This window comes from Nocardioides sp., assembly GCF_050699375.1.
In the GTDB taxonomy this organism is placed as follows: Bacteria; Actinomycetota; Actinomycetes; order Propionibacteriales; family Nocardioidaceae; genus Nocardioides.
Genome location: NZ_JBOHDN010000385.1, coordinates 1 through 7,884 on the forward strand (window position 1 = coordinate 1; position 7,884 = coordinate 7,884).

At 70.2% G+C, this 7,884-nt stretch carries 6 protein-coding genes; 2 read left to right on the forward strand and 4 right to left on the reverse strand.

Going from position 1 to position 7,884, the window contains the following annotated elements; translation table 11 throughout:
• Positions 1-230: 230 nt before the first annotated feature.
• From ACRDPS_RS25300 to coaE, 3 genes are all read right to left on the reverse strand, one after another.
• Positions 231-1,394: a DNA polymerase IV gene (locus ACRDPS_RS25300; protein ID WP_431504434.1), complete on the reverse strand. Its 1,164-nt coding sequence runs from the start codon at positions 1,392-1,394 to the stop codon at positions 231-233.
• Positions 1,395-1,480: 86 nt separating this feature from the next.
• Entirely contained in the window at positions 1,481-2,830 is a 1,350-nt protein-coding gene (locus ACRDPS_RS25305; protein WP_431504435.1) for a glycoside hydrolase family 3 N-terminal domain-containing protein, read from the reverse strand.
• Between the two features lie 32 nt (positions 2,831-2,862).
• Positions 2,863-3,519 carry a dephospho-CoA kinase gene (coaE, locus tag ACRDPS_RS25310; RefSeq protein ID WP_431504436.1) on the reverse strand — a complete coding sequence of 219 codons (657 nt, stop codon included), beginning with the start codon at positions 3,517-3,519 and terminating at the stop codon, positions 2,863-2,865.
• Between the two features lie 125 nt (positions 3,520-3,644).
• Between coaE and ACRDPS_RS25315 the strand changes: the two genes are divergently transcribed.
• Positions 3,645-6,611: a M36 family metallopeptidase gene (locus tag ACRDPS_RS25315; RefSeq protein WP_431504437.1), complete on the forward strand. Its 2,967-nt coding sequence runs from the start codon at positions 3,645-3,647 to the stop codon at positions 6,609-6,611.
• 6 nt (positions 6,612-6,617) lie between these two features.
• Here ACRDPS_RS25315 and ACRDPS_RS25320 read toward each other — a convergent pair whose 3' ends face one another.
• Positions 6,618-7,583, reverse strand: coding sequence for a helix-turn-helix domain-containing protein (locus ACRDPS_RS25320; RefSeq protein WP_431504438.1), 966 nt, complete (start codon positions 7,581-7,583; stop codon positions 6,618-6,620).
• Between the two features lie 88 nt (positions 7,584-7,671).
• Between ACRDPS_RS25320 and ACRDPS_RS25325 the strand changes: the two genes are divergently transcribed.
• Positions 7,672-7,830, forward strand: coding sequence for a hypothetical protein (locus ACRDPS_RS25325; protein ID WP_431504439.1), 159 nt, complete (start codon positions 7,672-7,674; stop codon positions 7,828-7,830).
• Positions 7,831-7,884 lie beyond the last annotated feature (54 nt).

Below are 7,884 nucleotides of genomic sequence, written 5' to 3' on the forward strand. Positions count from 1 at the left end.
GAGTTGGCACCTCGGTGACTTCTCGGCCTGCAGGGGTGACTTCTCAGCCTGCGGGGGTGACCTCTCGGCCTGCAAAGGTGACCTCTCGGCCTGCAAAGGTGACCTCTCGGCCTGCGGGGGTGACCTCGGCCTGCAAAGGTGACCTCTCGGCCTGCGGGAGTGACCTCTCGGCCTGCAAAGGTGACTTCTCGGCCTGCGGGGGTGAGGTCTCGGCAGGGGCGGCTCGGCGGTCAGTAGCCGTCGGGAGGTGGGGCCATCTCGAGGCGTACGCCGATCAGGCGGATCGGGCGGTCCTTCTCGACCCGGTCCAGCAGCGCCACTGCCTCGTCGGCGAGCAGGTCGGGGTCGAGGGTGGGCTCGGGGAGCTTGTGGCCGCGGGTGACGGTGAAGAACGGCTTGAGCCGCACCTTGATCTCGACCCGGGTGACCAGTCGCTCCTCCTTCACCACGTCCACCACGCACTCACCGCACAGTCGGCGGGTCGCGGCGACGATGTCGGGCCAGTCGACCAGGTCCTGCTGGAAGGTCTCCTCGTGACCGTGCCCGCGCGCCACCCACGGCGAGGGATCCACAGTGCTCGTGTCGGCGCCACGACCCAGGCGGCGTAGCCAGGGACCGGTGGTGGGCCCGATCTCGGCGGCCAGCCGCGCTGCCTCGGCGGCTCCGAGGTCAGCGACCGTCTCGATCCCGAGCCCGGCGAGCCGCTTCGCCGTCTTCGACCCGATCCCCCACAGTGCGTCGGTCGGCCGGTGGCCCATCTCCGCGGTCCACGTCTCGTGAGAGATCCGGTAGACGCCGGTGCCCCGCAGCTGACCATCCGGGCCGGGCTCGTGTCCGCCCGCGCCGGCCTCTCGCGCGAGAGCGCCGTCGACCCGCTGCTTCGCGAAGCCGGTGGCCAGCTTTGCCTGCAGCTTGTTGTCGCCGACGCCGACCCCGCTGCGCAGCCGGGTGCGTTCGAGCACCACGTCGCGTACGTCCTGGGCGAAGGCCACCGGATCGCCCAGATCCCCGTGTTCGGGGCCGGGTCCGAGGAACGCCTCGTCCCAGCCGAGCACCTCGACCAGCACGGGTTGGCCACCCCACTCCAACGACCGCAACGTGTCCATCACACCCGCCGAGGCCTCGTCGTAGGCGGCGTGGTCGACCGGCAGCAGCACCGCAGCGGGACTCTTCCGCACCGCCAGCCGCAGCGGCATCCCCGAGCCGACCCCGTGGGCGCGTGCCTCGTAGGAGGCCGTCGAGACCACCGCACGCTCGGTCGGGTCCCCGCGCCCGCCCACGATCACCGGCTTCCCGGCGAGCTCCGGGCGCCGCAGCACCTCCACCGCCGCGATGAACTGGTCGAGGTCGACGTGAAGCACCACGCTCATCGTCGCTCGCTGGCGCTCGCTCATGCGTCGATGGTGCCACGAACACGCTCGACGACGCCTCGGCATCAGAAACCGACGTCTCGACGCCAGAAACTGACGCTTCGGCGGGGTCAGCCTTCGGAGGAAGCCTCAGACAGGGCCGCTGAGGCCTTCTCCGCCTGCTCCCGCACGTTGTCTGGCACCGGGACGGCCTCGGCGGTGCGTGCCTGCCACATCTGCATGGCTACGACCTTGGCGGCGGCCTTCTCGACACGAGAGCGGTCGAGCCGGCCTGAGCGCAGAGCCTTGACGACGCTGCGGTGGGCGGCCTTGGAGTTGGCGGGCATCAGGAGGAGGTCGGCGCCGGCCTCGAGGGCGACGACCGACGGCTTCTTGGTCGAGGTCGTGACCGCGCCCATGCCGAGGGAGTCGGTGACGGCGAGGCCCCTGAAGCCGACGTCGTCGCGAAGCAGGTCATAGACGGGGGCCGCCATGCTGGCCGGCTTGCCGGGCGCGATCGCCTTGACGTCGACGTGGCTGACCATGACGGCCGGTGCCCCGGCGTCCACGGCGGCGTCGAACGGCACCAGGTCGCGCCGCTTCAGCTTCTTCATGCCGAAGTCGAGCTCCTGGAGCCCGATGTGCGTGTCCCCCGCGACGGCGCCGTGCCCCGGGAAGTGCTTGGTGGTGGAGACCAGACCGGCGTTGTTGTAGCCCTGCACAGCCGCGGAGACCGCCGCGGCCGCGATCCTCGGGTCCTCGCTCGGCGAGCGCGACCCGATCGTCGGGTCGCTCGCGCCCACGGTCACGTCGGCGACCGGAGCGAACGCCCAGGTGAAACCCAGGTCGCGCAGCTCGAGTGCGGTCGCCTCGGCCGCCTCGGTCGTTGCCGGGACGCCCTTGCGCGGCTTCGCCGAGATGGCCTCGCCGGTGCGTGCGAACTCCGGGAACTCGGTGGCCACGCCGCGCAGATGCGAGACCAGGCCGCCTTCCTGGTCGACGCCGATCACCGCGGGGAACGTGCGGCCGTCGGCAGCGACTGCCTTGCTGACCGCGTCGGTCGTCTCACGCACCTGCGCCTCGTCGACGACGTTCTCACCGGTCACGCTGACCCCGGCGAGGTGGAACTTGCGTACCATCCTCGCGGCCTTGGCGGGATCGGTGCCGTGGAAGCGGCCGACGATCACCTGCCCGGCGAGCTGCTTCTCGTCCCAGCCGGCCACCAGCTCACGAGCGGTCGCCAGCTCTCCACGCGTCGGGCCCCAGGGAAGCGGCGTGGTGTCGTCCTTCGGGTCGGGCTTCGGGACGGCAGCCTGCGGCTCCGGTTCACGTTCCGTCGGCACCCCGACGGTCACCGCCGCCGCACCCGCACCGACCGCCAGAGCCATCACGGCCCCCGCGATCACCGGCTTGAGCCAGCGCCTCACTCGACGCGGCTTGCCTTCGGAATCCGCGGAGTTCGCGTGCTTGCCCCCAGTCACCCGAGCGAGTATGTCAGGAAGAGGCCCGGGTCTCACGATCCGGAAGCCGCCAGGGTCAGCGCGTCGTAGATCTCCTTCACCCGGGAGCGCAGGTCGTCCACGGTGCCCGTGTTGTCGATGACGTACGTTGCCGCAGCGAGCCGCTCCTCGCGACCGGCCTGCGCCTTGATGCGCGAGCGCACCTCGGACTCCGACATCCCCCGCGCGATGGCCCGCTCGACCTGGGTCTCGACCGGCACGTCGACGACGATCACCTCGTCGAAGAACGGCGCATAGCCCACCTCGACCAGCAGCGGGATGTCGTTGACCACCAGCGCACCCGAGGCCCGCCCGGCCTCCTCCAGCTCGGCCGAGCGGGCGCCGACCAGCGGGTGGACGATCTGGTTGAGCCGACCGCGGGCGCCCTCGTCGGCGAAGACGATCTCACCGACCTTGGCCCGGTCGAGCTCACCTGCCTCGGTCAGCACCGAGGGCCCGAACTCCTCCACGACGGACGCGAGCCCGGGGGTCCCGGCGGCGACGACCTCGCGGGCGATCTTGTCCGAGTCGACGACCACCGCCCCGAGCCCGACCAGTGTCTCGGCCACCGTGCTCTTCCCCGAGGCGATCCCGCCGGTGAGTCCTACGCGCATGGCGCCAAACCTAGTCCCCGCGCCGACAGAGCCACGCCCGGGACCATCAAAAGCCATGCCCCTCCCCCTTTGTTCATTTACTCTGCGAGGTGCTGAATCCGCGCTAACCCCTCGGGAGGGGAATCGTCATGAGACCAGCCACTACAGGTGCCAGAGCCGTCGCCGCGACGGGAGGCGCGGCCATGATGCTCGCGCTCCTCGCCCTGCCGCAGGCCGCCGAGGCAGCGCCCAAGGACACCGACCACCGCCCTGGACAGCTCAGCGCCCAGGCCGATCCGACCCGCAAGCCACAGGACTTCGACACCCGTGATCTGACCGGCAATGCCCGGGTCAAGGCCGACCGGGCCATCACCACCTCGTCCGCCGCCGACAACGCCTTCGTCAAGGGGCTCGGCACCCAGGGCGTCAGCCACGTCGACCCGCTCACCCGGACGGTGCGCCAGCTGGCCAGGCTCGACGGCTTCCTCAGCGGCCCCAAGGACGGTGCCGCCCGCGACGTCGCACTCGACTTCGTACGCAGTCATCTCGGTGTCCTCGGACTGACCGAGGCCGACCTCGACACGCTCGTCTTCCGGCAGGACTACGTCGACAACATCGGAGTCCACAACCTGTCCTGGACCCAGCAGGCTGCCGGCACCCCGGTCTTCAGCAACGGCCTTCAGGTCAAGGTGACCAAGGACGGCCGGGTCCTCTCGGTCGGCGGCTCCCCGATCTCGGGACTCTCGACCAAGACGAAGAAGGCCGCCACCGGTGACCTGACCGCGGCCGACGCCCGCAAGAAGGCGGCCGGCAACGTGCACGGCAAGGCCGCCGAGGCCAAGGTCGAGAAGACCAGCGGCGGCAAGGACGCCAGGACCACGTGGGACAACCACGACTACGCCAAGAAGGTCTGGTTCCTCACCCCGGATGGGCTGCGGCTCGGCTGGTCGACCTACACCCGAACCAGCGGCGACGAGGCCTACCAGCACGTCGTCGACGCCACGACCGGCAAGGCGCTCTACCGCCGCTCCACCGTCGCGGACCACGCCGGTCCCGCGACGAGACCGGCGGCCAAGAAGCGCGACAACCTCGGCAAGGCGTACGTCTATGACAACTACCCCGGCGCCGAGCGTGGCGGGGACCCGAAGCTGGTCGACATGATCGCGGAGGGCTGGCTCACCAAGAAGGACACCGCGCTCGACGGCGACTCGGTGATGACCTGGGCCGACGTGAACGACGACAACGAGGTCAGCCAGGGCGAGACGACCCCCGTGCCCGGCTCGGACGGCAAGCCCGGCTTCGAGCTGGTCCCCTTCGACTCCTCCGACCTGTGCTCGGCCGAGTACGTCTGCACCTGGGACGAGACCAAGGCCAACTCGTGGGAGACCAACAAGGCGGCCGACGCGACCAACGCGTTCTACCTGGCCAGCAACTTCCACGACTACCTGAAGAACGACAAGGCGATCCGGTTCACGGCCGGGGCCGGCAACTTCGAGGCCAAGGGTGGCGACGCCGTACGTCAGAACGTGCTCGACGGTGCCGACACCGCCGACGGCCTCCCGGCCGATGGCGTCACCAACAACGCCAACATGAGCACCCCGCCCGACGGCACCCCGCCGACGATGCAGATGTACCTGTGGCAGGCCGAGGCCGGCTTCCTCCCGGCCTCGGGTTCCTTCGACGCCTCGGTGCTCTACCACGAGTACACCCACGGCCTCTCCAACCGCCTGGTCATCGACGCCGAGGGCAACTCGACGCTCAACAGCCTCCAGGGCGGCTCGATGGGCGAGGCCTGGTCGGACTACTACGCGATGGACTACCTGGTCACCCACGGGCACGAGAAGGACACCGAAGCCGACGGCGAGGTCCTCGAGGGCAAGTACCTCATGGGCGGGCAGAAGGACAAGGACGGCAACCTGGTCCCGTTCCGCTCGATGGCGATCGACTGCCCCGTCGGCTCCACCTCGGACTCCTGCGTCAACACCTACAACCCCGGAGGTACGCCGGCGGGCGGCTACACCTACGGCGACCTGGTCGCCATCGGCGGCGATGCCGAGGTCCACTCCTCCGGTGAGGTCTGGGCACAGACGCTGTGGGATCTGCGCAAGGAGCTCGGCCACAGCGTCGCCGACACCCTGATCACCCGCGGCATGTCGCTCTCCGCCTCCGACCCGTCGATGCTCGACATGCGCAACGCGATCCTGCTGGCCGACCAGGCCGGCTACGGCGGCGCCTACGCCGACAAGGTCTGGGAGATCTTCGCCGACCGTGGCATGGGCTTCTTCGCCGGCTCGATCGACGGTGGCGACATCGACGTCGCCGAGAGCTTCGAGCTGCCCCCGCCGCCGGAGGCCGGCACCGGTGTCGTGACCGGTCAGGTCACCGACAGGCTCAGCGGTGAGCCCGCGGCCGGTGCGGTCGTCAAGCTGGCCGGACTGGGTGCCGCCTACTCCGCCACCACCGATGCCGAGGGTCGCTACGAGCTCGAGGCTCCCCCGGGCTTCTACCCGAAGGTCGTCACCACCGGCCCCGGCTACCTGCCCGCGCTGAGCAACTTCCGGATCAAGACCGGTGAGGAGATCGTCAAGGACTACAAGGTCGACCGCGACTGGGCCGCGACCTCGGGAGGAAGCTCGGTGGCCTCCTTCGACGGCCCGGACTACTCGGGCTTCGGCTGTGGTCCCGCGGGTGCCTTCGACATGTCGCTGGGCAGCGGCTGGGGCAGCACATCAGGCGATGACGAGGGCAACCCGACCGACACCTTCGTGCCGAAGTCGGTCGTCGTCGAGCTGCCCGAGGCCGTGGACGTGACCGAGTTCCTCATCGACCCGAGCGCCACCTGCGGCGACGGCGCCGACTCCTCGACCGGTGACTACAAGATCGAGGTCTCGGCCGACGGGTCCACCTGGAGCGTCGTCAACGAGGGCCACTTCGGCACCGACGCCCCCGGCAAGCTCAACAGCGTCGCACCCGAGGCCGCGGCCGAGGGGGTCAAGCTGGTGCGCTTCACCATCGAGGGCAACGCACTCACCGATGTCCTGGCAGAGCAGGGTCAGGGCGACCTCACCTTCGCCGAGGCGTGCGACCCGGAGAGGTGGGGCGGCTACTTCGGTGGCTGCGTCTACACCGATCTCTCCGAGATCGCGGTGCTCGGCACCCCCGCCTCGTAGGCGAGGCTAGGCCGACTCGGCACTCTCCCCGCAGGCGAACCGTCGCCGGTACGCCTGGGGGGAGAGGCCCCGGACCCGGGTGAAGTGATGGCGCAGCGCCGCCGCGTTGCCGAAGCCGACCTCGCCCGCGATCCACTCGACGGGCCGCTCGGTCCGCTCCAGCATCTCCTCGGCCCGGCGGACCCGCTGAGCGGTGATCCAGGCGTACGGCGTCGCCCCGGTCTCGGCGCGGAACCTGCGTGCGAACGTACGTGGCGACATCAGCACCTGCCGGGCCAGCGAGTCCACGTCGAGCTCCTCGTGGAGGTGGGCGCTGATCCAGGCCAGCAGCGGGCCCAGCGTCTCCGCGTCGATCTCGGGCACCGGGCGGGAGATGAACTGCGCCTGTCCCCCGTCGCGCTGCGGCGGGACGACCATCCGGCGGGCGACTGCTGAGGCGACCGCGGCACCGTACTCCTGGCGCCAGATGTGCAGGCAGGCGTCCAACCCCGCTGCCGTGCCCGCGCTCGTGATGATCTGGCCGGAGTCGACGTAGAGCACCTCGGGCACCACCTTCGCCTCGGGGAAGCGGGCCGACAGCTGGTCGGTGTACTTCCAGTGGGTGGTGCACTCCCGGCCGTCGAGCAGGCCGGCCTCGCCGAGGGCGAAGGCGCCGCTGCAGACGGTCAGTAGGCGTGCGCCGCGGTCATGGGCGCGCCACAGCGCCTCGGTCACGCCGTCGGGCAGGGGGTCGCCCCGTCGCATCGCGGGGACGCAGACGAGATCCGCCTCCTCCAGCCGGCCGAGCCCGTCGACGACCTCGATCCCGAAGCCGAGGCTGGTGCGCACCAGGCCGGGCTGTGGAGCACAGATCCCGAACTCCAGCAGGGGAACGCCGTCGTCGCTCCGGTCGAGGCCGAAGGCCTCGCACACGACGCCGAACTCGAAGGGTGCGACGCCGTCCCAGATCACCGTGGCAACGTTCCTAAGCACCTCAGAAGAGTGCCAGGTGGCACGAAATCGCGCAATTAGGTATTTCTGCCAATGTGGCAGGAATACCTGGCAGCGAAGAATTACTGCCATGACCACAGCACTCGCCTTCATCGCACTGATCGTCCTGGCAACCTGGACCACCATCGCCGCCGTCCGTACGGACCGCCCCAAGACCGCGCCGCGGTCCCACGCCGACGACCCGGCCTTCGAGCCGATGAGCAGCCTGCCCACCGTGAGGTGGCCGTGAGAGTCACCTCCGTGCGACACCCGGAACGGCGAAGGCCCGGCCCCACGATGGGGA